This is a genomic window from Actinospica acidithermotolerans (genome assembly GCF_018139625.1).
GTDB lineage: Bacteria > Actinomycetota > Actinomycetes > Streptomycetales > Catenulisporaceae > Actinospica > Actinospica acidithermotolerans.
Map to the genome: position 1 here is coordinate 1 of NZ_JAGSOH010000312.1, position 710 is coordinate 710.

General features: G+C 75.4%; 1 protein-coding gene. It reads right to left on the minus strand.

Going from position 1 to position 710, the window contains the following annotated elements; translation table 11 throughout:
* Positions 1-184: 184 nt before the first annotated feature.
* Positions 185-649, minus strand: coding sequence for a MarR family winged helix-turn-helix transcriptional regulator (locus KDK95_RS36565; protein ID WP_212522624.1), 465 nt, complete (start codon positions 647-649; stop codon positions 185-187).
* Between the last annotated feature and the right edge of the window lie 61 nt (positions 650-710).

Below are 710 nucleotides of genomic sequence, written 5' to 3' on the forward strand. Positions count from 1 at the left end.
GTGCAGGCGGCGGGGCAGGTCGTCGTCGTTGTCGATGGGGCGGCAGGGCCGGGGTCGGGGTCGGTGCCGGGGTCGAGGCCCGCGCCAGGGCCGGCGCCAAGACACGTGCCAGGCCAGGACCAGGGCCGGCGCCAAGACAGGTGCCAGGGCCAGCGCCGGGACCCAAGGCCGCTGCTCGGCGAGCCTAGGTCTCCTGCTCCGCCAGGTGCTCGAGGACCGGCAAGGCGGCACGCAGGGCCGCGTACTCCTCGCGGGTGAGCTGGGCGACGCCCTCGGCGAGGGCGGCGTTGCGCTCGGTGCGCAGGCCCTCGATGAACTGGCGGCCCAGGTCGGTGATGCTGAGCAGGAAGGAGCGGCCGTCCTGCGGGTCGGCGGCGCGGTGCAGCAGCCCCGCCTCGACCAGGCCGGAGACGGTGCGGGTCATCGAGGGGGCGGCGACGCGCTCGCGGGCGGCGAGCTCGCCGAGGCGGATCGGGCCCATCTTCTCGACGGCGACGAGCGCGGAGGTCTGGGAGAAGGTGAGGTTCCCGGACGTGCGCTGGACCATCCGGCGGTGCAGGCGGCCGATGGCCACCCGGAGCCGGGCGATCTCCTGCGGCTCCGCCGCGGCTGGGTCGCCCTGGGCGAAGTCGGCTGGTTCGGCGTTCACGGCACCAGGTTAACCGCAGGGGCCTTCCAAGCGTCCGCACGACGCCGCCCCAGCCCCTTAC